The sequence below is a fragment of the Acidovorax sp. SRI_002 genome (assembly GCF_057586455.1).
Map to the genome: position 1 here is coordinate 510866 of NZ_JBYCZW010000003.1, position 22278 is coordinate 533143.

Consider the following 22278-nt stretch of genomic DNA (forward strand, 5'->3'; position numbering starts at 1 on the left):
ATGCGCGCCATGCCCCACCGCTGGAAACCCAACGTCACCGTGGCCGCCCTCATTGAGCGCGATGGCCGCTTTCTGCTGGTCGAGGAAGAAACCACCGACGGCCTCAAGCTCAACAACCCCGCCGGCCACCTGGACCCGGGCGAATCGCCCATCCAGGCCTGCGCCCGCGAGGTGCTGGAAGAAACCGCGCACGACTTCGAGCCCACGGCGCTGATCGGCGTGTACCTCAACCGCTTCACCAAGACGCGCACGGGCGACGACATCACCTACATGCGCTTTGCGTTTGCGGGCTCGCTGGGCACGCACCACGACTGGCGCACGCTCGACACCGGCATCGTGCGCACGCTGTGGCTCACGGCCGATGAGATCCGCGCCTGCCCCGAGCGCCATCGCAGCCCCCTGCTGCTGCGCGGCCTGGAGGACTACCTGGCGGGCCAGCGGTTTCCGCTGACGCTGGTGCACACCGACATTTCGGTGACCGAACCTTCTGCGCAATAGCGCCGAGGCACCACGCAAAAAAGTTTTTGGACTGCATGTAACCCGCAGCGTGCGGGGGACGAATTACCAGGCAGAGAGCGCGGCACGGTGCAGCGCGATCTAACCACCTGATTACTCATCCCTTAACGCCTACGGAGTTACCCGCCATGCTGTCCACGAACACCAAGACCACTGCATCTTTCGCCCTGTCTGCCGCGCTGCTGGCACTGGCATCCAGCAGCTTTGCAGCCGACGCGCCCAAGGGCTCCAAAGGCGCCGCCATCGGCGCCAACGACAAGGTGCACTGCTACAACGTGCACGACTGCAAGGGCAATAGCGACTGCTCCACGGCCGAGCACAGCTGCAAGGGCCAGAACGCTTGCAAGGGCCACGGCTTCAAGGCCAAGACCGCGGCCCAGTGCCTGATGGAGAAGGGCACCATCGGCGACATCAAGGGATAAGGCAACAAGCCCCCCTGAGGCGCTGCGCGCCATCCCCCCAGGGGGACACCGCCAGCGCGGCGGGGCGGCCCTTGCGCGGCGGTGCTGGCATCAGGGCGTGCCAGTCTCGGCGATCATGCCCAGTGCCCGCACTTTGATACCTTGATTTCGCCATGGCACATGACCTCATCGCTACGCGCGGCACCGGCTTTGGCCTGGGACTGCGCACGCAGCACTACGCCGATTTCCTCGCGCGCAAGCAGCCGCTCGACTGGTTGGAAATCATCACCGACAACTACCTCATCGACGGTGGAAAACCTCTGGCGGTGATCGATGCCATCCGGCGCGACTACCCCGTGGCCATGCATGGCGTGGCCATGTCCATCGGTGCGTCGCAGGGCGTGGATGTGCCGTATCTGCAACGCGTGAAGGCGCTGGCTGACCGTATCGAGCCGCTGTGGGTGTCCGACCACCTGTGCTGGACGGGCCCTGGCCCCGAGCAGTTGCACGACCTGTACCCGCTGCCCTACACCGACGAATCTGCACGCCATGTGATCGCACAGATCCGTCGCGCACAGGATGTGCTGGGACGCAGGCTGGTGCTGGAGAACGTGTCGAGCTATATCCGCTACCGGCATGACAGCGCGAGCGAGTGGCAGTTTCTGGCCCACATCGCGCAAGAGGCCGACTGCCTGTTGCTGGTGGATGTGAACAACATCTACGTGAGCAGCGTGAACCATGGATTCGACCCACTGACCTATCTGCATGCCCTGCCCGCGCACCGGGTGCAGCAAATTCACCTGGCTGGGCACAGCGACAACGGCGACCACATCATCGACACGCACGACCACCCGGTGGCGCAGCCGGTGTGGGACCTGTACGCACAGGCCTGCCAGCGTTTTGGCGCTGTGGCCGCGATGATCGAGCGCGACGATCACATCCCGCCGCTGGCCGAGCTGCTGGATGAAATGGCCATCGCCCGGCGCGTTGCCGCGGAGCATGTGGCCCCACCCGAGCCTGTCGCGATCACCTCCATCACCCTGGCCCCCACGGCAGACCTGACTGGGTTGGCTGCGGTGCAGCGCCACTTCGCCGACCGCGTGCTGGCGAATGCGCTGCCGCCCGAAATGCCCGACGACCTCATCACAGGTCGCCTGCCCATCTACCACCATGCCTACCGCGCCCGGCTGGCCGAGGTGCTGGCCGACACCTATGCCAAGACTTGCCTCTACATGGGGTCAGACACCTTCGAGGCCCATGCGCGCGACTACGCCGTGGCCCATCCGCCGCGCACGCGCAGCCTGAACCGCTATGGCGAAGGCCTGGTGGGCACGCTGCGCGCGGCGTACCCCGACAACCCCGAGCTGCATGAACTGGCCCAGCTCGACTGGGACCTGCGCACCCGCTTTGACAGTGCCGATGTGCCGGCCTTGGCGCCCGCAGCAGCCCAGGCGTCGGACACCTGGACCACCCGCCCTGGTGTACTGCACCCCAGCGCCTTGCTGCGCGCGATCACGACGAACGTTGTGGGGGTGTGGAACGCCATCCATACCGACGACGACGTGCCCGAGGCCGTGGCCCTGCCTGCACCGGCCACGCTGCTGGTCTGGCGCAAAGGGCACCAGCCGCACTTTCGCACGCTCGACGCGGCCGAGGCCGCCTGGGTGCAAGCGCTGCACGCCGGTGCCTCGGTGCACGACGCCTGCGCGGCGCTGCTGGGCAGCGGCCTGTGGCAAGGCGACCCCACTGTGCTCGGCGGCTGGCTTGCGCAGTTGCTGGATGATGGGCTGGTGCGAGCGGATGGGCCAGTTGAAGGCGATGTTCCAACGTACTGATGGCTTGCCCACATGCCCACATGCGCACGAGGTCGGGGATATGTTTCGTCCATTCCGCACGGATGGGGAGTGGGCACTATTGATCCACGGAGATCTTGTGGGTCTTCACGATGTTCTTGTAAAAACCGATGCGCTGCTGAATCTCCTTGCGAAACTCTGCGGGCTTCACGGTATCAGGCAGCATAGCGCCGCGGTCATTCCATGCCCTTTGTGTTTGCGGATCACGCAACACGGTACGCATCGCTTCGTAGAGCTGCGCAACGATGGATTCCGGCGTTTTTGCAGGTGCGGCAAGACCTGTCCAGGAAGTCAGGTTCAGCTCCGGCAACTTCAGCTCGTCGAAGGTCGGGACATCCGGCAGCTGGGGAGCGCGGATTGGCGATGCCACCGCCAGCGCGCGCAGGCGACCGTTCTGAGCCATGCTGAGGTTGGAGGACAGGTTGTTCCAGGTCATGTGCACCTGGCCCGCCTGCAGGTCGGTCAGCGCCGGGCCAGCGCCCCTGTAGGGGATGTGGGTGATGGACAGCCCCAGCTTGGCCTTGAGCAGCTCCATGCTCAGGTACGCCAGCGAGCCATTGCCCGAGGAGGCGTAGTTCAGCTTGCCTGGGTTCTCCTTCACGTATTTCACGAACTCGGCGAAGTTCTTCACGGGCAGGCCGGGGGTGATCAAGAGCACATTGGCCAGGCGATCAATCAGCGTGATGGGGGCGAAGTCATTGACCGCGTCGTAGGGCAGGCTGGCCGACAGGGCGGGGTTGATCACATGCGTGGTCTGCGAGGTGACGATCAGCGTGTAGCCATCGGGCTGGGCCTTGGCCACCTGCGTGGTGCCGATGGTGCCGCCAGCGCCCCCTTTGTTTTCCACAATCACGGGCTGCCCCAGCACTCGGCCCAGCCTGTCGGCTATCGCCCGGCCGGAGTTGTCTACGGCGCCTCCGGGCGGAAACGGCACCACCAGCGTGATCGGACGTGTGGGATAGCGGTCGGGCGCCTGGGCCAGTGCCGGCAGGGCAATGGCGCTCGTCACGGCGCTGGTCGATGCGATAAAACGGCGGCGGTTCATGGGGGTGGGCATGGTGGGTCCTCTTGGTTGAAATCAGGCGTTGTCCAGGCAAGCGCTGCGGATATGGGCGGCCATCTCGTGCAGCAGGTCGGTGATGTCCGCGCGCACGCGGTTGGCGTGTGGCAGCGGCTCCCGCGTCTGCTCGTTCAGGTAGATGGCCCGGTTGATCTCGATCTGCAGGCTTTCATGACCCCGCGAAGGCGCCCCGAACCGGCGCAGCAGCTCCTGGCCTGCATAGGGGTCGTTGATGGCCACGCAGTAGCCGCGGCGGCGGAAAGCTTCGGCCACGCGCTGGGTGAATGCGCTGCTGCAGCTGCGACCGTTCAGGTCGCCCAGCACCACGTCGGCCAGCGGGCCGGGCGCCACGCGGCCCAGCCGCTCGTAGGCATTGCTGGGCATGGAATGCAAGTTCAGGTGCCAACGCGGGCCACGCTGGGCGGCGGCCTCCAGTGCCTGTGCCAGCGCATGTTGGTATGGGCGCCAGTAGTGGGTGATGCGATGCGCAACCTCCTGGGCCGACAGGCGGCGCGCGTAGATGGGCTGGTGCGTGGGGGTGTGGCTGGGAACCAGCCCCATGCCCAGCTCCAAAGTGCGGGCGGTAGGGGCGGTATTGCCGGGCCAGGCATCGGCCAGCATGGCGGGGTCGATGTCGTGCTCATGGCGGTTTGGGTCGATGTAGCTGCGCGCAAAGGTGGCGTGCACCAGCGTGCCGCCCACACGCGGCACGGCGTCCCACAGCCAGTGCACATGGGTGTCTTCGCACTTGCGCAGATCGGCGGTGGAGACGGCATAGCCAAAGTCGGGCGGATAGTCGGTGCCGCTGTGCGGAGAGTCGCAGACCAAGGGGATGGCGGCATCGGTGGCGGGCAGGAGCACCTGGACGGGCGTGGCGGGAAGAAGGGCTTCGGGTAGCTGCATGGTTCTCGGGGATCAAGGTGGGGCAGATGGGCGAAGCGTAGGGAGTCAGGTGCCTGCGGGCAAACGACAATTTGATCTGCGCTGATAACCGGATGTAATCACCACCATGCAGTTCAAGTCCCCCTCGCTGCCCGAGTTGCACGCCTTTCTTGCGGTCTGCCAGCTGGGCAGTTTTCGACAGGCGGCGGGTGTGCTGTTCGTGACCCAGGCGGCTGTCAGCCGGGCAGTGCAGCGGCTGGAGCAGCGGCTGGAATGCACGCTGCTGGACCGCTCCGGCCCCCGGGTGCTACCCACGGCGCGGGGCCGCGAATTCCAGCAATTGGTGGAGGCCCATGTGGCAGGCCTGGAGACCGCCGTGAGCCGGTTCGGGGTGCGTGCATCGAAGCGCCGGCTGCGGGTCAGCGTAGTACCCACCCTGGCCACCCGCTGGCTGGTCCCACGGCTGGGCCAGTTCCACGCGCTGCACCCGGACATCGAGATCGAGCTGCGGCCGTTCCACCACGATGAGAGCTTCACGCGCGACGACGTGGACCTGTGGGTCAATGTGAAGCGCCCCGGGCGCGCTTGGCCGCGCGGCATCCGTGCACGCTACCTGACGGGGCGAGAGATCGTGCCCGCTTGCACCCCCGCGCTGGCGGCCAAGCTGCGCCAACCGCGTGATCTGCTCAAGGCAACGCTGCTGCAGCACATCAACTTTCCCGGCAATTGGGCGCTGTGGCTGCAAAAGGCCGCAGGGATAGACGTAGCCCCCGTACTGGGCCCGGGGTTTGATCTGGGCAACAACCTGATCGTTGCAGCCTGTGCGGGCATGGGGGTCACGGTGATCCAGCCCATGCTGATCGAAGCCGAACTGGCGTCGGGCCAGCTGGTGTTGCCCTTCAGCCCGGCCGTGAACACGGACCGGGGCTATTACCTGTGCAGCCGTGCAGCACTGGCCGAGAACGAAGCGGTCGCGCGGTTCACACGCTGGCTGGTGGGTGAGGCCCAGGCCAGCAGCGAACGGGCCGGCTTTTCAGCACGCGGCAGCGCGGCGCGCAAGAAGATGGCCTGACCTGCATGGGGCGGCGGGGCACCGCTTTCCCGCAGAGGCCAGCTCAGTCCGCCGTGAGCTTGCGCTCCTTGATGATGGCAGCCCACTGGGTCGACTCCTTCTTCATGAAGGTGGTGAGTTCGGCGCGTGAGGTGGGCTGGGGCGTCAGGCCGTGCTTGTTCAGTGCGTCCTTCACGGCCGGGTCGTTGAGCACCTTGACGATCTCCTGGTTCCAGCGCTCCAGCAGCGGCACCGGCGTTTTGCCCGGCGCCACAAACGCATACCAGTTGAGCGCCTCAAAGCCCGGAAAGCCCGATTCCGCCACGGTGGGGATATTGGGCAGATAGGCTGGCCGCGTGAGACCCGTGGTGGCCAGCGGGATCAGCCTGCCCGTTTCGATGTGCGGCAGGGCCGTGGGTGGGGCTGCAAAGTAGGAGGTGATGCGCTCGCCCAGCAAATCCTGCAAGGCGGGTGCCCCACCTTTGTAGGGCACGTGGGTCATGTCGATGCCCGCCCGCTGGTTGAACAGCTCGCCCGCCAGGTGCGATGCCGAGCCCGCGCCCGTGGAGGCAAAGTCAACGCTGCCAGGCTTCTTCTTGGACAGCTGCACAAACTCTGCCAGCGTCTTTGCGCCTGCAGCCTTGTGCACGACCAGCACGTTGGGGAAGTTCACGCCGCCTGAGATCGCCGCCAGGTCCTTGAACGGGTCGTAGGTGAGTTTCATCAAGTGCGGCGCAATGGTGAGCGGGCCCACCGAGCCGAACAGCAGCACCGTGCCGTCGGGTGCCGCATTGGCCACGAACTGGTGCGCGATATTGCCGCCGGCGCCACCTTTGTTGTCCACCACCACCGACTGGCCGATGTTCTCACCCAGCTTCTTGGCAATCAGTCGCGCCGCCGCGTCGGCTGCACCGCCCGCGGCAAAGCCCACGACGAGCGTGACGGGCTTCTTGGGCGGAAAGTCTTGCGCGGCAGCGCTGAACGCCAGGGGGGCGGTTGCCAGTGCCAGGGCACAGTGCAGCAGGGTGCGTTTTTTCATGGGTGTCTCCTTCATCGTGGGTGGTGTATGGATCGTTGGCTCAGTCGGCGCTCAAACCGATGGGGTGGGGCTGGCGCTTTTCCACCGCGTGGCGCAGCAGCGAAGCGGTGCGGAAAATGCCGTGCGCAAACTTGCCGTAGGGCATGGTGGCGAACAGCGCCATCACCGCGCCCAAGTGCAGGCACAGCAGCAGCGGGAGGGCAGCGCTTCCGCGTGCCCCCCACAGCGCCAGGCCGCTGGTGGCGGTGAGGAACAGCAGGGCGATGAAGGCGCGGTCCATGGGCTTTTGCGCGGCGTCGCCGTGTTGCGGGTGGCGGCGCAGGTTCAGCCGCCACAGGCCAGCCGTGCCAATCGCCAGGCTGATGCCGCCCACGCCGCCCAGCAGCTTGGGCAGGCTGGGCAGGTCGTAGGGCGCGGGCGCGCCCAGCAGGTAGTGGTACAGCGTGGCCACGCTGGTGGCCGCAAAACACAGCATGAAGCCGTAGAAGGTGAGGTGGTGGAAACGCCTGCGCGATAGGGTGTAGGCATCGTCCTCGTTGTGGCAGCCGTCGCCGTGGCCGCCGTCCAGGTACTTCAGGCGCAGCACGGCATCGGTGGCCTCGGCCGTGTCGGGCGCGCTCAGCGGCGCGCCGCTGGTGGCAGGTGTGATATCGCGCCAGAAACGGCGCACGCCCAGGCCCAGCGCGAGCAAAGCGAACAGGAACACCGGCGCGAACAGGCCCACCAGCAGGTTGTGCGGGAAGATGCCGTAGAAGCCGCCCACGGGCGCGTGCCACAGCGCCGCCAGCCCTTGCCCGTGCAGCGCCACGGCCAGCAGCAGGAACAGCGTGAGCCCGGCCACCAGCGCCAGCGCCAACGTGAGGCCGTTGCGCTGGTAGAGCTGGCCCAGAGCGGGTGGCCAGGCGTAGTCGGCGTAGGTCTGGCCACGCACCTGGGCCATGGCCTGCGGAATGTTCACCGCAAATTCGTGCGGCGGTGCGTACTGGCAGGCGTGCAAGCAGGCGCCGCAGTTGTGGCACAGGTTGGCAATGAAATGGATATCGGCCTTGCCAAATTCCAGCCGCCGTGTCATGGCCGGGAACACGGCGCAAAAGCCTTCGCAGTAGCGGCAGGCATTGCAGATCTGCAGCTGGCGCGCCACCTCGGTTTCGGGGGCCGACAGCACAATGCCGCCATTCGCCAGCGCTTTAGCGTCACGCGCCAGGGCTTCAAGCGTTTGCATCGTTTACTCCTGTTTTTATAGCTGTTTGCGCTTGTGGGATGTTCGCTGGGGCCTGTTTTGATGCCAATGCCGCCTGCGTGCCTGCAATGCGGCCAAACGCGGTGCCAATGCTCATGCCGACCCCGGCGGTGTAGCCTTTGCCCAGCACGTTGCCGGCCATCATTTCGCCAGCCACAAACAGGTTGGGGCTGGGCACGTTGCCAAAGCGCACGGCAGCGGTGTCGTCGGTGTGCAGGCCCAGGTAGGTGAAGGTGACGCCGGGCTTGAGCGCATAGCCATAGAACGGCCCGGTGTCGATGGGCCGGGCCCAGTGCGTCTTGGCGGGTGTCACGCCTTCGGTGTGGCAGTCGTCCAGCGTGGTGTGGTCGAACTGGCCCACGCGGCAGGCGGCGTTGTAGGCATCGAGCGTGTGGGTGAACGTGTCCACGGGCAGGCCAAGCTTCTGCGCCAGCTCGGGCAGGGTGTCGGCTTTCACGCCCGGGAACACGGGCGGCATGAAGCGGCCGATGGCCTTGCTGTCGATGATGGAGTAGCCGATCTGCCCCGGCTGCTGCGCCACCAGGCGGCCCCAGATGGCATAGCGCTTGGGCCAGAAGTCCTCGCCCTCGTCGTAGAAGCGCTCGCCGTTGCGGTTGACCACCACGCCCAGCGATACGCAGTCGATGCGTGTGCAGATGCCGCCGTCGTACAGCGGCGCACGTGCGTCGATGGCCACCATGTGCGCCTGCGTGGGGTCGCCAATGCGGTCCGCGCCATGGTCTTCAAGCAGGTGCCGGAGCAGCACCCCCTTGTTGTAGGCCGTGCCGCGGATCAGGAAGTTGTCGGCCGGCCACTCGCCGCGCTCGTTCTGGCCCCAGGCCTCGCGCAGCCATTCGCGGTTCGATTCAAAGCCGCCGGCGGCCAGCACGCAGCTTTTGGCGGCAATGCGCTCGCCGTTCGCCAGGTGGGCGGCGACGAAGCGGGGGCCCTCCATCTCGATGCGCTCCACGGGCGCTTCGTAGCGGATCTGCACGCCCAGCTGCTCCGCGCTGCGGTAGTAGGCATTGACCAACGCCTTGCCGCCACCCATGAAGAACGCGTTGGTGCGCGCCACATGGAGCGTGCCCGCCAGCGCGGGCTGAAAGTGCACGCCGTGGCGGCGCATCCAGGGCCGGCAGGTGCTCGACTCGCGGATCACCAGGCGCGCCAGGTGTTCGTTGGTGAGGCCGCCCGTTACCTTGAGCAGGTCTTGCCAGAACTCTTCCTCGGGGTAGGCATCCACCAGCACATCCTGCGGCGCATCGTGCATGCAGCGCAGGTTGCGCGTGTGGGCCGAGTTGCCGCCGCGCCAGGCGCGCGGGGCGGATTCGAGCAGCAGCACGCTGGCGCCCGCCTCGCGTGCCATCAGGGCGGCGCACAGGGCGGCGTTGCCGCCACCGATGACCAGCACATCGACCACAGCATCGCCGCTCATGGCCGGTGGCTCCCGGCGGTGCGCTGCGCGGGGGGGAATGAAGAAGGGGGTGTGGGGCCCATGGGGTGTCTCCTGGCGCGGTTGCCGTGTCGTTCATCGGGGTGATGGCGACTGTAGGGAGACGCAGGCCCGCCGTGCAGCGGGTTCAGGTCATGGGGGTATCACGGATCGTGATGGCTGCGGGGTGGCCGCTCAGGCGCTGGTGTCTTGTCCGCCTATCCATGTCGTGCCAAACCACTGGCCGCTCGTCACCAATTCACGCACGCAGTCCGCCAGCACCACCCGCGCGGCCAGGGCGGCGGGCGAGAGCTCTTCGTCGGGCAGGCTGCACAGCAGGTTGACGCGGCGCGCGGGCGCGTCGGTGAGGCGTGCGCACTGAAAGCGCTCGGCCGCATCGGGGTAGCGGCCCATGGCGGCCCAGGGCTGCACGGTGGAGCCCAGGCCCGCGTCCACGGCGGCCATCACCATGGCGAGCGAGTCCACCTCCAGCACCACGTGCGGTGCCACGCGGTCGCGGGCAAAGGCCGTGTCCAGGGTGCTGCGCAGGCCGTGTGGGCCGGTGGGCAGGATCAGCGGCTCTTGCACCAGCTCGGCGACGGTGATGGTTTCCGGCAGCTGCCGGCCATGGGGGTTGCCGGTGCCCTCCCCTCGGTCACGGGCGCAGATGAGGAACAGGTCCTCCTCCAGCAGCGGCGCCATGTCCCAGCGGCGCGCACCGCTGGCCTGCTGCGCCTGGTGCAGGCGCGTGTCGAACAGCACGGCCAGGTCCAGCTCGCGCGCATGCAGCATGGCCGTGAGGTGGCCCGACATGCTCTCCACCATGTGCAGCCGCACGTCCGGGTAGCGTGTGCGCATGGCCTGCATCAGCGGCAGGCCCAGCACGCCCGAGGTGGTGGGCGCCAACCCTACGGTGACGGTGCCCGACAGCCGCGCCTGCTGCGCCGCGCGCACGGCCTGGTCGGCATGGCGCAGGGTGAGCTGCGCCTCGCGAAAGAACGCCAGCCCTGCTTCGGTGGGCGTCACGCCGCGCGGCGTGCGCTGCAGCAGGCGCGTGGCCAGCTCGCTCTCCAGCCGCGTGATCTGCTGGCTGAGCGCGGACTGCACCACGTCCAGGTCCAGCGCAGCGCGGCTCATGGAGCCTTGCTCCACCACACGTACGAAATAGCGCAGTTGTCTCAGTTCCATCGGGGGCCTCGGGGTCCCTCGATGGTCGCACAAGACGGCTTGGCGCCAGCATTGGAGTGAAAACAGCAGGAAGCGTTAGTGCAATATGTCTGAGTAGCTATCATTTTGATAGTTTCAAGCGCTCAAACCCCATGCGGCAACAACGCCGACAGCGCCTCGCGCATCCAGCGCGCAATCAGCTGCTGGCGCTCGCGCGGCATGCGGTCCACGGTCGATGCCACACTGATCGCCGCCACGGGTTCGCCCGCCGCGTTGCGCACGGCCATACCAGCCGCCAGCACGCCCTGCGTGGCGTGGTTGCCCACCACCGACCAGCCGCGCTCGCGCGTGGCGCGCACCAGGATCTGCAGTCGCTCGGGCGTCATGCCGCCGTAGCGCGGCAGCTCTTGCGCGTTGGCGTCGATGCAGGCCTGCATCTCGGCATCGGGCAGCGCCGCCAGCAACGCCAGGCCCGCAGCGCCCACGCCCAGCGGCTGGCGCGTGCCCACCTGAATCACCAGGATCTGCACCGGGTGCGTGCCCACATGGCGTGCAATGCAGTGCGAGGTGGGGCCTTCGCGCACGATGGCAAAGGCTGCGTCACCACAGGCGCGGCTTACTCGCTCCAGCACAGGCGCCAGGCGCACGGCCAGGTTGGGCTGGCCCGGGGGCTCGGCCAGGGCGGCCAGGCGCGGGCCCGCCACGTAGCGAAAGCGCCCGCGCTGCGCTACATAGCCGCTCTCCATGAGCGTGGCGAGCAGCCGGTACACGGGGGCCCGCTCCAGCGCGGCGGCGCGGCACAGGTCCACCACGCGCGCGCCGTCGCGGCCATGGGCCAGAACGGCGTCCAGCACCTGCAGGCCGCGCCGCAGCGTGCGGCTGCCGTGGTCGTCGGCCGGTTCGTCTGCCGTGTGCGCACTCACACGTTCGTCCGGCAGCCGGACGTTTGAATTCGCAGGTCGGGAGGGCATGGGAAAGAATTTGTTCGTCAACGCAACCAGTGCGCAGTGTGCCGCAGAGCACGCAGCAGGGCGCCACGACGGCATTTTTCCAAGAACCACCGGAGACAGACACCATGAGCCCACACACCCCCGCCGCGCTGGGTCAGCGCAAAGCTTCGCCATCCCTGCCGCGCCGCGCCCTGCTGGCGCTGGTCGCCACCCTGGCCTGCGGCGCCGCCATGCCATTGCAGGCCCAGCCCAATGCCTCGGGCTGGCCCACCAAGCCGGTCAAGCTGGTGGTGGGCTATGCGGCGGGCGGCGCCACGGACGTGATTGCGCGCCTGGTGGCCGTCAAGCTCGGCGACCAGCTGGGCCAACCCGTGGTGGTGGACAACCGCGCAGGCGCCAACAGCAACGTGGGCGCAGAGGCCGTGGCGCGCGCGCCGGCCGATGGCTACACGCTCTACGTCTACACCATCGCCAACACCATCAACGCCACGCTGTACCCCAAGCTGGGCTACGACCCGGTCAAGGACTTCGAGCCCATCGGCATGGTCGCCAAGATTCCGAACATCCTGGTGGTCAACCCCAAGCTGCCCATCAAGAACCTGGCCGACTACGTGCGCTACGCCAAGGAGTCCAAGGACGGCATCACGTTTGCGTCGTCGGGCAGCGGCTCGTCCATCCACCTCTCGGGCGAGATGTTCAAGATGCAGTCCAAGCTCAAGATGCTGCATGTGCCCTACCGGGGCAGCGCACCCGCCGTCACCGACCTGCTGGGCGGCCAGGTGGATTCGATGTTCGACAACACGCCGTCGGCCCTGCCGCATGTGCAGGCGGGCAAGCTGCGCGCCATTGCCATCACCAGTGCCCAGCGCTCCCCCCTGTTGCCGGATGTACCCACGCTGGCCGAGTCGGGCTACACGGGCTTTGATGTGCAGTCGTGGTTCGGCCTGGCCGCACCGGCGGGCACGCCGCGCGCCGTGATCGAGCAGGTCAACGCGGCCCTGAACAAGGTGCTGGCCCAGCCCGAGGTGCGCACGCGTCTGCAGGAGCTGGCCGCCACGCCCGATGGTGGCACCCCCGACAAGATGCGCCAGTTTGCCGCCGCCGAGATCAAGCGCTGGCGTGAAGTGGTGAAAGAGTCCGGCGCATCGGCCGAGTGACAGATCACCCATACAACCTCACCTCTTTCATGTTCCCCATCGACTTCTTCTGGCGGGCCGCTCAACGCTGGCCTGACCGCATTGCCATCGACGCGCCAGAGGGCGCCATCCGCTACGACGCGCTGGCCGCCCGCGTTGCCGCGCTCGCGGCGGGCTTCACCGCTATCGACCCCACGCCCCAAAGCCGCGTGGGCATCTGCGCGGGCAACAGCGCCGACCACATCGCCGCGCTGCTGGCCGTGCTGGCCTGCGGCAAGGTGTGGGTGCCGCTGAACCCCAAGAGCACGCGGCCCGAGATCCGCCGCATCATCGACGCGACCGAGCCCACCCTGCTGGTTCTGGACGCCGCGTGCGCTGACCTGCTCGAAGGTGCGCCCGGCACCCGCGTGCTGACCGGAGCGCAGGCCGCCGAGGGCGCCGCCACGCTGGTCAGCCTGGCCGCTGCGCACGCTGGCGCACCCCGCCCGCAGCTGGACCTGCCGGACGACGCCACCCAGGCCATCAAGTTCACCGGCGGCACCACGGGCGCGCCCAAGGGCGTGATGCAGCCCTACCGCGCATGGATGGCCAACATCACCAATCAGATCCATGCCTGGGGCTTTGACGAGCACGAGCGCTACATCGTGGCCGCGCCCATCACGCACGGCACCTCCACATACATCCTGCCCATCCTGGCGCAGGGCGGCTGCCATGTGGTGCTGGCGGGTGCGGGCGCCGAAGCGGTGCGCACGGCCTTCCGCGAGCGCGGCGGCACCGTGTGCTTCATGCCGCCCACGCTGGTCTACATGCTGATGGCGCTGCCCGGCGCGTCGCGCGCGGACTTTCCGCGCCTGCGCCGGCTCATCTACGGCGGTGCCCCTATGCCGCCCGACAAGATCCGCCAGGTGCGCGAGTTCTTCGGCCCGGTGCTGGGCACCACCTACGGCCAGACCGAGGCGCCGCAGATCCTCACCGTGCTGTGCCCCGAGGATTTCGAGGACGAGCGCAATCTGGCCTCGGTGGGCCGCACCACCTGGTTCAGCGACGTGGCCATCATGGCGCCCGATGGCCGCCCGCTGCCTCCGGGCGAAGTGGGCGAGGTGGTGGCGCGCGGCGACCTGCTGATGACCGGCTACTGGCGCCTGCCCGAGAAGACGGCCGAGACCCTGGTGAACGGCTGGCTGCACACCGGCGACCGGGGCCTGATCGACGAGCGGGGGTTTCTCTACCTCAAGGACCGGCTCAAGGACATGGTGATCACCGGCGGCTTCAACGTCTACCCCGTGGACGTGGAGAACGCGCTGGGCCAGCATCCTGCGGTGCACGAATGCACCGTGTTCGGACTGCCCGACGACAAATGGGGCGAGACCGTGCAGGCCGCCGTGCAGTTGCGTGCAGGCGAAGCGGCGAGCGAGGCCGAGCTGATCGCCTTTGTGCGCGAACGCCTGGGCCCGGTGCAGACCCCCAAGCGCATCCACTTTCACGAGAGCCTGCCGCGCTCGCCCGTGGGCAAGGTGCTCAAGTCTGCCGTGCGCGATGCGGCACTGGACAAGCTGGCCGGTACGGCCACTGTCTGAACGAAGGAACCCATTTCATGACCCACCCTGCTTCCAAGAACCCCGTCACCCGCCTGTGCACCCACACCCTCACCAGCCTGCATTACCGCGATGCGGACCTGGTCGAGGACCTGATGGGGAAGAAGACCTTCACTGAGGTGATGCTGATGCAGATCCTGGGCCGCACCCCGCGCGGCGTGGACCTGCGCATCACCGACGTGGTGCTCATCGTGCTCATGGAGCATGGCCTCACGCCCAGCGCCATTGCCACGCGGCTCATCTACATGAGCGCGCCCGAGAACCTGCAGGGCGCCGTGAGCGCGGGCCTGCTGGCCGTGGGCAGCTCCTTTGTGGGCACCATGGAGAACTGCTCGGGCCTGCTCGACCGCATCGCAGCGGCGCAAGACCCTGAGGCGGAAGCGCTCGCCATTGCGCGCCACTACAAGGGCCTCAAATCCCCTGTGCCCGGCTTTGGTCACCACCTGCACAAACCGGTAGACCCGCGCGCCTACAAACTGCTGGAGATGGGCCGTGCCGAGCCGGAGCTGCAGGGCGACAAGATCCGCGCGCTGGAGACGCTGTCCAAGGCCGTGGATGAAGTGGCTGGCCGCCCCATCACCATCAACGCCACGGGCGCAGTGGCCGCGCTGCTGGGCGAGATCGGCGTGCCCACGGCCGTGATGCGCGGCTTTGCGGTGATCTCGCGCGCGGCCGGGCTGGTGGCGCACATCGTGGAAGAGCAGCAAAGCCCCTCGGGCCGCTTCATCTGGGACACGGTGGAGCACGCCATACCCTTTGTCGGCGGCAGTGCCGGCCAGGGCACGGACGCATGAGCGCGCAGCCAGCCCATTCACCTGCCCTGCCGCTCGATTTGTCAGGCCGCGTCGTCTTTGTGGCCGGGGGCGGGTCTGCCGGCCCGGGCTGGAGCATTGGCCGCGCCGCCTGCGTGACCTACGCGCGCCTGGGTGCCAGCGTGTGTGTGGCGGATCGCGACGCAGCCTCGGCCGAAGAAACCACGGCGCTCATCCACGCCGAGGGCGGAACGGCCGCCACCCTGGTGGGCGACGTGGCGGACGCGGCCGATGTGCAGCGCCTGTTTGCCGAGGCGCGCGAGCGCTTTGGCGGCGCCATCGACGTGCTGCACCACAACGTGGGCATCGGCAAGACCGGCGGCCCGCTGGAGACGAGCGTTGAAGACTTCGACCGCATCCATTCGGTCAACGTGAAAAGCCTGCTGCTGGCCTGCCAGCAGGTGCTGCCCGCCATGGTGGAGCGCGGGCGGGGTTCCATCATTGCGATCTCGTCCATCGCGGGCATGCGCTACCTCGGCTACCCGCACCTGGCCTATGGCGTGACCAAGGCGGCCGTCACCCACTTCACACGCATGGTGGCGCAGCAGTACGCGGGCCAGGGCGTGCGCGCCAACACGGTGGTGCCCGGGCTCATCGACACGCCGCGCATTGCCACCACGGTGGCGAAGATGTTCTCGGACACCAGCCTCGACGAGGCCCGCGCCGCGCGCGCCCGGCAGGTGCCCATGGGCCGCATGGGCACGGCGTGGGATGTGGCGCATGCCTGCGCCTTCCTTGCCAGCGATGCCGCCGCCTACGTGACCGGCACCGAGCTGGTGGTGGACGGGGGCATCACCGGCAAGTTCGTGTAAGGCAGGTTCAGAACGTATGCACCACACCGGCGGAGATGCCGGTGGCCGTGGCCTTGTTCGCCGCGCCCTGGAAGCCGTTGCGCCAGCGGGTGTTGTCCAGCTCGGCATACACCTTGGTGCGGCGCGAGAGCTTGTACTCGGCAAACGCCACCAGGCGGCCGTAGCCGTCGTCGGCGGCGCCCGTGCGGGTGCGGTCCACCTTGTAGTAGGCAGCCGTCAGATCGAACAGGGGCGTGACGGACCAGGTCGCGCCTGCCGAGAACACGCGCTGCACCGTGTGTTTGCCGACCGCTGTCTCGGCCTCGCTGCGTGCCGCGTTGGCCGCCAGTCGCACGGTGTTCCATTGGTAGGCCGCGCCCAGGGTGGCTCCGTCCAGGGTGCGCTGGTTCGTGTCCTTGAAGGTCTGGAATGCGCCCGACAGTGTGACGTCGCTGGCCGTATAGGCCATGCCGACCCCGCGCGACGACAGGGCCGATGTCTTTCCAGCCACTTCACCCGTGCCCAACATCGCCCGTGCGGTGAGGCCGCCAAATCGCGCTGTGTACTTGATCGCGTTGTCCAGCCGGTACGAGCCTGACGTGGACCCCGCACTGCCGAACTCGATGCCCAGGCCATGCTGGCTGAGCGCGGCCACGCCGATGCTGGGGTTGAAGCTGGCAAAGCGCATGCCCAGCGGGTCCACGGGCGAGATGGCATCCGCCAATGTGGTGGTCTGGCGGCCCAGGGCCAGCGTGCCCCATCCGCCCTCCAGACCGACCCAGGATGCGCGATCAAAGGTCTTGCTGGCGTTGGCAGAAGCGCCGGTGTCGGCGTTCAGTCCGCTCTCGAACTGGAACAGCGCCTTGGCACCGCCCCCCAGGTCTTCGGTGCCGCGAAGCCCCCAGCGGCTGGTGGTGTGTATGCCGCTGCCCAGGCTATGCGACGAACCGGGGGCTGCCGCATTGGCCGCCGTGAGGCCGCTGCCGTGGCGCAGCCCCAGGTCCACGGTTCCATACAGCGTGACGCCGCTGGTTTGTGCCGCGATGCAGCTGCTGGCCAGTGCGGCACAAAGCGCACCGATGTTGCCTATTCTTTTTCTCATAGATGTCTCCTGCCTGATTGAAATCTGAAACGGGTGCGAGGGTATTTCTGGGGCCTCAATCGGGGGTGAGCTGGGCTTTGTGCACGACGCCCTTCCACTTGGCGATCTCCTGGCGTACGGTCAGGGCCAATTGCTCGGGCGTGCTGGGGTCCACCACGGCGCCTTGTTCTTCAATGCGCCGTGCCACGTCCTTGTCCGCCAGGGCGGTGTTGAGCACTTTGTTGAGCTGATCGACGATGGGCTTGGGCGTTTTGCCGGGCGCAAACAGGGCGTACCACTGCGTGATCTCGACGCCTTTCACGCCCGCCTCTTCCAGCGTGGGCACATCGGGCAACAGCGATGAACGCTTGGGGCCTGCCAGCGCCAGGGCGCGCAGCTTGCCGTTCTTGACGTGGGGGTAGGCTGAGAACAGGCTGGGGAACATGACCTGGGTCTGCCCAGCCATGGTGTCATTCATCGCGGGCGCGGCACCCCGGTAGGGCACGTGGGCCATTTGCGCACCGCTTTCCAGCTTGAAAATTTCGGCGGAGAAGTGCGGGGCTGTACCGTTGCCGGCCGAGGCGTAGTTGAAGTCCTGGGGCTTGGCTTTGGTCAACGCCACCAGCTCGCCCACCGAATTGGCTGGCACCTTGGGGTGAACCACCATGAGCGTGGGCGAGTAGCTCACCATGCCAATGGGCTCGAACTGCGTGATGGGGTCGTAGCGCAGCTTTTGCAGCGCAGGGCTCATGCCGTGGGTGCCGATGTAGCCAAAAAGAATCGTGTGACCATCGGGCGCCGCGCGGGCCACAAACTCCGCCGCAATGGCACCGTTGGCGCCCGCCTTGTTCTCCACGATGACCTGTTGCCCCAGCAGGGTGGACAGCTTGAGCGCCACCACGCGCGCCATGCCATCGTTGCCACCGCCAGCGGCGGTCGGCACCACGAGCGTGATGGGCTTGTCGGGATAGGCCGCATGTGCCAGGGAGGGGATCATTTGCACAGCGGCAGCGAGGGCCGCCGCGGTGAGCAGGGTGCGGCGTGCGCGCGATGGCGCAAAGTGTTGGCGAATCATTTTTTGTCTCCTGTCATCCAAAGGGTTGGGGTGTGAAATCAGTGGGTGAATGCGTTTTCTGAAACGAACAGCGTGCCCTCCAGAATTTTTCGCGCCGTGCGAACCAGCGCGGCCTGCACCAGCTTGAATTGGCCGTCCACTTCGGTGAGTTCCACGTCTACATGAATGCGGCCGGCGGGGTGCAGCACTTCCACACGGCGTGTGCCTGCAATGGCGTGCTGCAGGGAGTCGGTGATCACCGTGCCTGGCAGCACGTGGGCAGCAGCCACGCCAATCGCACCGGTCACGGCGTGTGAGCGGTGGCAGCGGTGGGGTGTGAAATAGCGCGAGACGACGCTGCCCGGTTGATCGCCCGCAGACACGATCACGGGCTTGGGCAGCACGCTGTTCGATACGTCGCCCATGCCCATGCGCAGACCGGCTTCGCACCGCAATGCTTCCAGCCTGGACAGCAGCTCGGCATTGGCATCCAGCTCCGCAGGGCTCTCGTTGCCACGCAGGTCCAGGTCGGCTGCGCGCACCAGCACCATCACCTGGGCGGCATCGATACAGGTGACCTGCAGGCCGTGGATGGTGTCGATGCGCTGGCCGGTCGGGAAAATCTGGCCCGTGACGGCGCCCCAGGCGTCCAGGAAGTTCATCAGCACCGGTGCCGCAGTGCCCTGCACGCCGTCAATATGCACATCGCCGTCGTAGTGCACCCGTCCGCCAGCGGTACACACCTGCACATCAATGCGTGAACGGGTGTTGACGTTGTAGACCCGTACCGTGGTGGTGTTTCCATGGCCGGAAGCGGGCACCAGCCCCTGCTCGATGGCAAAGGGCCCCACGCCCGCCAGCATGTTGCCGCAGTTGGGCCGCGTGTCCACGCGGGCCTCTTCCACACTGACTTGGGCGAAGAGGTAGTCCACATCGCAGTCGGCATGTACCGACCTGGAAACGATCGCCACCTTGCTGGTCAGCGAGTTTCCTCCGCCCAGGCCGTCAATCTGCAATTCATGCGGCGAGCCCAGCGCGGCGATCAGGGTGCGGTCGCGCGCCGCAGGGTCTTGCGGCAGCCAGTCGGCCAGGAAGAACGGCCCCCGGGAAGTGCCGCCACGCATCAGAACGCAAGGAAGGTTGTAGCTCATGGGTCGGCATGGTGCGACGCTTCATCTGTTCTGTGAATTGCATTGTTGACAATGATTGATGCATGCAGCGCAATAGGCTATGAGCCCTTGTACATGGTGAAATCACGTTCGTGAATTGCAATGTTCTGATCGTTTGATGCGTGCTGCGCAACAGCGAAACGTCTTGAAAGCCCATGCCCATGAACAACAAATTCGATCTTGCTGACATCCAGGCCTTTGCCGCGGTGGCTGAGCTGCAGAGCTTTCGTGCTGCGGCCGAGGCGATCCACTTGTCGCAGCCTGCCTTCAGCCGTCGCATCGACAAGCTCGAAGAAGCCCTGGGCGTGCGCCTGCTTGACCGCACCACCCGCCGTGTCACGCTCACGGCCGTGGGCCGTGACTTTGCGCGCAAGACCCGCGTGTGGCTGGATGACCTGGACGGCATGCTCATGGGCCTGGGCGACGTGGCCGCGCGCCGCATGGGCGAGGTGACGATTGCCTGCGTGCCGTCGGCCGTGTATTACTTTTTGCCGCAGGTGGTCAAGCGCTACCACGAGCGGTTTCCGAAAATCCGCGTCAAGGTGCACGATGCCAGCGCCAACGAGGTGCTGGTGGCCGTGGCGCAGGGCGATGCCGACTTTGGCCTCAATTTCATCGGCAGCCAGGAGGCCGAGATCGAGTTCAAGCCCGTGCTGGCCGAGCGCTTCGTAGCCGCCTGCCGGCGCGACCATGTGCTGGCGCGGCGCAAGAAGGTCACCTGGGCAGAGCTGGGCCAGCACGACTTCATGTCGGTGGGCAAGACCTCGGGAAACCGTCTGTTGATGGACCTGGCGCTGGCCAACGTGCCCGACCGCCCCCAGTGCCTGTACGAGGCCAAGCACGTGACCACGCTGCTCGGCCTGGTGGAGGCGGGCCTGGGCGTGGCTGCCGTGCCCAGCCTGGCCATGCCGGGCAAGGACCATCCCACGCTGGTGAGCATTCCGCTGATCGAGCCCGTGGTGACGCGCCAGATGGGGCTGATCAAACGCAGGGGCAAATCGCTGTCGCCCGCTGCGCAGCAGCTCTATGACCTGCTGGTGGCTACGCGTTCTGTGCGCCCACGCAGTGCTGCCACGGCGCAAAAAATACAATCGGGGCAATGACTGCCAATACCAAACCGCCCAAACAACGTGTTGTCGTGGGCCTTTCGGGCGGAGTGGACTCTGCCGTGACCGCCCACCTGCTCAAGCAACAGGGCCACGAAGTCGTCGGCATCTTCATGAAGAACTGGGAAGATGACGACGACAGCGAATACTGCTCGTCCAACATCGACTTCGTGGACGCCGCCGCCGTGGCCGACGTGATCGGCATCGAGATCGAACACGTCAACTTCGCAGCCGACTACAAGGACCGTGTGTTTGCCGAGTTCTTGCGTGAGTACCAGGCGGGCCGCACGCCCAACCCAGACGTGTTGTGCAACGCCGAGATCAAGTTCAAGGCATTTCTGGACCATGCCATGCGCCTGGGCGCGGAGAAGATCGCCACGGGGCACTACGCCCGCGTGCGTCAGAACCCATCCTCCGGCCTGTTCGAGCTGCTCAAGGGGCTGGATCCCTCCAAGGACCAGAGCTACTTTCTGCACCGCCTGAACCAGGCGCAGCTGTCCAAGACGCTGTTCCCGGTGGGCGAGTTGCACAAGACCGAGGTGCGCCGGATCGCCGAGGAGATTGGCCTGCCCAATGCCAAGAAGAAGGATTCCACGGGCATCTGCTTCATTGGCGAGCGGCCGTTCCGCGAGTTCCTGAACCGATACATCAGCCATGAGCCCGGCCCCATCCTGGACGACCGGGGCCGCAAGCTGGGCCAGCATGTGGGCTTGTCGTTCTACACCTTGGGCCAGCGCCAGGGCCTGGGCATCGGCGGAATCAAGGAGAAGGGCGCACAGCGTGGCGGCGGCGAGCATGCGCCCTGGTTTGTGGCCCGCAAGGACCTGGCCAGGAACACGCTGCGCGTGGTGCAGGGGCACGACCACCCCTGGCTGCTTTCCTCCGCCCTGGAGGCGCAAGATGCCAGCTGGACGTCCGGCCCCCCCCCTGTGCCGGGGAACTATGCCGCCAAGACCCGCTACCGGCAGCAGGACGCCGCGTGCACCATCGTCAGCGCGGACGGCGCGGGTTTTCAGCTGCGTTTCCCGCAGGCGCAGTGGGCGGTGACGCCGGGACAGAGTGCGGTCTTGTACGACGGGGAGGTCTGCCTCGGGGGCGGGGTCATTTTTGGTGCGACAGACTGAAACATCTGGGGAACATTCGCCCTCTAGCCGATTGTGGTGCACCCCCACAAATGGGGTTTTCTAATTAATTAAGACTATGGATTGAATAATCCAAATAGTAAATAATTAATTCTTGTGGCGTGACACCCACAAACTTCTACGTAGTTACCGCCAGTTGAACTAAGTTGACCTTTGGTTCGTCGCCACAAGCGTCATTTGTCACGGCGTGGCTTCTAGAATTCCCGAAAACGCTGTTTGAAACCACATGTATCAAAAAATGCACGTGGTAAACCCTTAGTTCATCTTGCTGACGGCCGTCAAAAACGGGCCCGAAGCTTGCTCGTGCTTGCACCATGTCTCAAATTGTTTCCATGCCTTCGAGCCCCGACATCGCCGCGCACCTGGTCCGGCAGCAGTGTTCGGTGCAATGGCGAGGGTTTTTCCAGGCTCTTGCAGCGGAATTTGTCGCGGCCCTGCCACCGGAAGACCTTCGCGCGCTGATGTTCCGGGTGGGCGCGCGGTTTGCGGCAGACCATCCTTTGCCAGCGTGTGCCACTGTGGAAGACCTGCAGCGCAGCATGACGGCGGTCTGGACGAGCATCGACTGGGGCTGGGTCGATTTGACGCAGGAAGTTGCGCAGTTGAACATCCACCACAGCCTCTCGCCCGTATCTGCTGCATTCGGGCCGGACCACGTGCATTGGTCGGGTGGTTTCCTCGAAGGGGTCTACCAAAGCTGGTTCGACCAAGCGGGTGCCGGGCAACTCAAGGTGGTGCAGTGCGCACCTGCAGATGCCTGGGGGTGTGTACACCTTCAGCTGTCGCGCTGAGCACCGGGTT

At 66.5% G+C, this 22278-nt stretch carries 20 protein-coding genes and 1 pseudogene; 11 read left to right on the forward strand and 10 right to left on the reverse strand.

The features are described from left to right. Window positions 1–9 precede the first annotated feature (9 nt). From AC2YJX_RS10525 to bufB, 3 genes are all read left to right on the forward strand, one after another. Window positions 10–498, forward strand: a complete 489-nt coding sequence (locus AC2YJX_RS10525; protein WP_487256005.1) for an NUDIX hydrolase — start codon at window positions 10–12, stop codon at window positions 496–498. Between the two features lie 146 nt (window positions 499–644). Beyond that, window positions 645–938, forward strand: coding sequence for a BufA2 family periplasmic bufferin-type metallophore (gene bufA2 / locus AC2YJX_RS10530; RefSeq protein WP_121421663.1), 294 nt, complete (start codon window positions 645–647; stop codon window positions 936–938). A 152-nt stretch (window positions 939–1090) separates the two neighbouring features. Continuing rightward, the gene (gene bufB, locus AC2YJX_RS10535; protein WP_487256006.1) at window positions 1091–2752 is read left to right on the forward strand and encodes an MNIO family bufferin maturase; all 1662 of its coding nucleotides are present in this window, start codon (window positions 1091–1093) and stop codon (window positions 2750–2752) included. 76 nt (window positions 2753–2828) lie between these two features. On the opposite strand, the gene AC2YJX_RS10540 is transcribed toward bufB, so the two are convergent. Then, window positions 2829–3827 carry a Bug family tripartite tricarboxylate transporter substrate binding protein gene (locus AC2YJX_RS10540; RefSeq protein WP_121508130.1) on the reverse strand — a complete coding sequence of 333 codons (999 nt, stop codon included), beginning with the start codon at window positions 3825–3827 and terminating at the stop codon, window positions 2829–2831. A 21-nt stretch (window positions 3828–3848) separates the two neighbouring features. Beyond that, window positions 3849–4733, reverse strand: a complete 885-nt coding sequence (locus tag AC2YJX_RS10545; RefSeq protein ID WP_218300795.1) for an N-formylglutamate amidohydrolase — start codon at window positions 4731–4733, stop codon at window positions 3849–3851. 106 nt (window positions 4734–4839) lie between these two features. Between AC2YJX_RS10545 and AC2YJX_RS10550 the strand changes: the two genes are divergently transcribed. Continuing rightward, window positions 4840–5784: a LysR substrate-binding domain-containing protein gene (locus tag AC2YJX_RS10550; protein WP_487256007.1), complete on the forward strand. Its 945-nt coding sequence runs from the start codon at window positions 4840–4842 to the stop codon at window positions 5782–5784. 43 nt (window positions 5785–5827) lie between these two features. On the opposite strand, the gene AC2YJX_RS10555 is transcribed toward AC2YJX_RS10550, so the two are convergent. The 5 genes from AC2YJX_RS10555 to AC2YJX_RS10575 all read right to left on the reverse strand — a co-directional run bounded on the left by AC2YJX_RS10555 (window position 5828) and on the right by AC2YJX_RS10575 (window position 11612). After that, window positions 5828–6802 (reverse strand): Bug family tripartite tricarboxylate transporter substrate binding protein, encoded by a 975-nt coding sequence (locus AC2YJX_RS10555; protein WP_487256008.1) that lies wholly within the window; start codon window positions 6800–6802, stop codon window positions 5828–5830. A 40-nt stretch (window positions 6803–6842) separates the two neighbouring features. Then, window positions 6843–8024, reverse strand: a complete 1182-nt coding sequence (gene tcuB / locus AC2YJX_RS10560) for a tricarballylate utilization 4Fe-4S protein TcuB (protein WP_487256009.1) — start codon at window positions 8022–8024, stop codon at window positions 6843–6845. After that, complete coding sequence (tcuA, locus tag AC2YJX_RS10565) at window positions 8011–9477, reverse strand: FAD-dependent tricarballylate dehydrogenase TcuA (RefSeq protein WP_487256010.1); 1467 nt, start codon at window positions 9475–9477, stop codon at window positions 8011–8013. The genes tcuB and tcuA overlap by 14 nt, the downstream gene beginning before the upstream one ends. A 192-nt stretch (window positions 9478–9669) precedes the next feature. Continuing rightward, window positions 9670–10662, reverse strand: coding sequence for a LysR family transcriptional regulator (locus tag AC2YJX_RS10570; protein ID WP_487256011.1), 993 nt, complete (start codon window positions 10660–10662; stop codon window positions 9670–9672). Window positions 10663–10784: 122 nt separating this feature from the next. Then, the gene (locus tag AC2YJX_RS10575; protein WP_487256012.1) at window positions 10785–11612 is read right to left on the reverse strand and encodes an IclR family transcriptional regulator; all 828 of its coding nucleotides are present in this window, start codon (window positions 11610–11612) and stop codon (window positions 10785–10787) included. 104 nt (window positions 11613–11716) lie between these two features. Between AC2YJX_RS10575 and AC2YJX_RS10580 the strand changes: the two genes are divergently transcribed. Genes AC2YJX_RS10580 through AC2YJX_RS10595 form a run of 4 tightly spaced genes read left to right on the forward strand, consistent with a single transcriptional unit; the run spans window position 11717 to window position 15946 of the window. After that, entirely contained in the window at window positions 11717–12748 is a 1032-nt protein-coding gene (locus AC2YJX_RS10580; RefSeq protein WP_487256013.1) for a tripartite tricarboxylate transporter substrate binding protein, read from the forward strand. 29 nt (window positions 12749–12777) lie between these two features. Further along, window positions 12778–14304 (forward strand): class I adenylate-forming enzyme family protein, encoded by a 1527-nt coding sequence (locus AC2YJX_RS10585; protein WP_487256014.1) that lies wholly within the window; start codon window positions 12778–12780, stop codon window positions 14302–14304. Between the two features lie 17 nt (window positions 14305–14321). Continuing rightward, entirely contained in the window at window positions 14322–15116 is a 795-nt protein-coding gene (locus AC2YJX_RS10590; protein WP_436129394.1) for a citryl-CoA lyase, read from the forward strand. Continuing rightward, window positions 15113–15946 (forward strand): SDR family NAD(P)-dependent oxidoreductase, encoded by an 834-nt coding sequence (locus AC2YJX_RS10595; protein WP_436129393.1) that lies wholly within the window; start codon window positions 15113–15115, stop codon window positions 15944–15946. Before AC2YJX_RS10590 ends, AC2YJX_RS10595 begins: the two co-directional genes overlap by 4 nt. 7 nt (window positions 15947–15953) lie before the next feature. Here AC2YJX_RS10595 and AC2YJX_RS10600 read toward each other — a convergent pair whose 3' ends face one another. The 3 genes and pseudogenes from AC2YJX_RS10600 to AC2YJX_RS10610 form a co-directional block, all read right to left on the reverse strand. Continuing rightward, on the reverse strand, window positions 15954–17027 hold the full coding sequence (locus AC2YJX_RS10600; protein WP_487256015.1) for a porin: 1074 nt from the start codon (window positions 17025–17027) through the stop codon (window positions 15954–15956). A gap of 55 nt (window positions 17028–17082) precedes the next feature. After that, window positions 17083–18081, reverse strand: coding sequence for a Bug family tripartite tricarboxylate transporter substrate binding protein (locus AC2YJX_RS10605; protein ID WP_487256016.1), 999 nt, complete (start codon window positions 18079–18081; stop codon window positions 17083–17085). A 41-nt stretch (window positions 18082–18122) separates the two neighbouring features. Then, window positions 18123–19211 (reverse strand): annotated as a pseudogene (locus AC2YJX_RS10610) (4-oxalomesaconate tautomerase); the annotation flags it as partial. Window positions 19212–19390: 179 nt separating this feature from the next. Here AC2YJX_RS10610 and AC2YJX_RS10615 point away from each other — a divergent pair. The 3 genes from AC2YJX_RS10615 (at window position 19391) to bcsD (ending at window position 22268) form a co-directional block, all read left to right on the forward strand. Further along, window positions 19391–20332, forward strand: coding sequence for a LysR family transcriptional regulator (locus AC2YJX_RS10615; protein ID WP_055398073.1), 942 nt, complete (start codon window positions 19391–19393; stop codon window positions 20330–20332). Next, a complete protein-coding gene (mnmA, locus tag AC2YJX_RS10620; RefSeq protein WP_487256017.1) occupies window positions 20329–21459 on the forward strand; it encodes a tRNA 2-thiouridine(34) synthase MnmA in 1131 nt (376 codons plus the stop codon). Before AC2YJX_RS10615 ends, mnmA begins: the two co-directional genes overlap by 4 nt. 332 nt (window positions 21460–21791) lie before the next feature. Further along, complete coding sequence (gene bcsD, locus AC2YJX_RS10625; protein ID WP_233559526.1) at window positions 21792–22268, forward strand: cellulose biosynthesis protein BcsD; 477 nt, start codon at window positions 21792–21794, stop codon at window positions 22266–22268. Window positions 22269–22278: the final 10 nt, after the last annotated feature.

Excerpts from the sequence above, each read along its gene's own strand:
- AC2YJX_RS10525 (WP_487256005.1), top strand. The coding sequence starts at position 10 with ATGCCCCACCGCTGGAAACCCAACGTCACCGTGGCCGCCCTCATTGAG.
- bufA2 (WP_121421663.1), top strand. The coding sequence starts at position 645 with ATGCTGTCCACGAACACCAAGACCACTGCATCTTTCGCCCTGTCTGCC.
- bufB (WP_487256006.1), top strand. The coding sequence starts at position 1,091 with ATGGCACATGACCTCATCGCTACGCGCGGCACCGGCTTTGGCCTGGGA.
- AC2YJX_RS10540 (WP_121508130.1), bottom strand. The coding sequence starts at position 3,827 with ATGCCCACCCCCATGAACCGCCGCCGTTTTATCGCATCGACCAGCGCC.
- AC2YJX_RS10545 (WP_218300795.1), bottom strand. The coding sequence starts at position 4,733 with ATGCAGCTACCCGAAGCCCTTCTTCCCGCCACGCCCGTCCAGGTGCTC.
- AC2YJX_RS10550 (WP_487256007.1), top strand. The coding sequence starts at position 4,840 with ATGCAGTTCAAGTCCCCCTCGCTGCCCGAGTTGCACGCCTTTCTTGCG.
- AC2YJX_RS10555 (WP_487256008.1), bottom strand. The coding sequence starts at position 6,802 with ATGAAAAAACGCACCCTGCTGCACTGTGCCCTGGCACTGGCAACCGCC.
- tcuB (WP_487256009.1), bottom strand. The coding sequence starts at position 8,024 with ATGCAAACGCTTGAAGCCCTGGCGCGTGACGCTAAAGCGCTGGCGAAT.
- tcuA (WP_487256010.1), bottom strand. The coding sequence starts at position 9,477 with ATGAGCGGCGATGCTGTGGTCGATGTGCTGGTCATCGGTGGCGGCAAC.
- AC2YJX_RS10570 (WP_487256011.1), bottom strand. The coding sequence starts at position 10,662 with ATGGAACTGAGACAACTGCGCTATTTCGTACGTGTGGTGGAGCAAGGC.
- AC2YJX_RS10575 (WP_487256012.1), bottom strand. The coding sequence starts at position 11,612 with ATGCCCTCCCGACCTGCGAATTCAAACGTCCGGCTGCCGGACGAACGT.
- AC2YJX_RS10580 (WP_487256013.1), top strand. The coding sequence starts at position 11,717 with ATGAGCCCACACACCCCCGCCGCGCTGGGTCAGCGCAAAGCTTCGCCA.
- AC2YJX_RS10585 (WP_487256014.1), top strand. The coding sequence starts at position 12,778 with ATGTTCCCCATCGACTTCTTCTGGCGGGCCGCTCAACGCTGGCCTGAC.
- AC2YJX_RS10590 (WP_436129394.1), top strand. The coding sequence starts at position 14,322 with ATGACCCACCCTGCTTCCAAGAACCCCGTCACCCGCCTGTGCACCCAC.
- AC2YJX_RS10595 (WP_436129393.1), top strand. The coding sequence starts at position 15,113 with ATGAGCGCGCAGCCAGCCCATTCACCTGCCCTGCCGCTCGATTTGTCA.
- AC2YJX_RS10600 (WP_487256015.1), bottom strand. The coding sequence starts at position 17,027 with ATGAGAAAAAGAATAGGCAACATCGGTGCGCTTTGTGCCGCACTGGCC.
- AC2YJX_RS10605 (WP_487256016.1), bottom strand. The coding sequence starts at position 18,081 with ATGATTCGCCAACACTTTGCGCCATCGCGCGCACGCCGCACCCTGCTC.
- AC2YJX_RS10615 (WP_055398073.1), top strand. The coding sequence starts at position 19,391 with ATGAACAACAAATTCGATCTTGCTGACATCCAGGCCTTTGCCGCGGTG.
- mnmA (WP_487256017.1), top strand. The coding sequence starts at position 20,329 with ATGACTGCCAATACCAAACCGCCCAAACAACGTGTTGTCGTGGGCCTT.
- bcsD (WP_233559526.1), top strand. The coding sequence starts at position 21,792 with ATGTCTCAAATTGTTTCCATGCCTTCGAGCCCCGACATCGCCGCGCAC.